Source organism: Pseudonocardia sp. EV170527-09, from assembly GCF_008369905.1.
Classification (GTDB): domain Bacteria; phylum Actinomycetota; class Actinomycetes; order Mycobacteriales; family Pseudonocardiaceae; genus Pseudonocardia.
Genome location: NZ_VRMC01000458.1, coordinates 1 through 273, shown reverse-complemented (window position 1 = coordinate 273; position 273 = coordinate 1). Strand labels below are relative to the sequence as shown.

The following is a 273-nucleotide window of genomic DNA, read 5'->3' as shown; positions in this document are numbered from 1 at the left end:
CTTAAAGCCGTCCAAATGAGCCCTGCTAGAGGGAAAAGTAAGGCACCAGGACCAAAGAACAGATGAGTACATGCCACAGAAATTAAAACTGAGAGTAAGGGTAAAACATCGACAAACTGGGTTTCCCACTGTCTACGGTTAGTCCAAAGATACTTTAATTTCTTCGCTGCAGGAAAGGTCAACATGAGGGGTAAAAGTGAAATACAATTGAGAACTTCCCCTGTCCACCAAATATAAAACTCAGCCCAAAGGTCTTGCGTGCTCATAAAAGTG

Annotated in this window: 1 pseudogene; it reads right to left on the bottom strand. The window is 42.9% G+C overall.

The window, feature by feature from the left end:
- Window positions 1-273 (bottom strand): annotated as a pseudogene (locus FVA95_RS32390) (hypothetical protein); the annotation flags it as partial.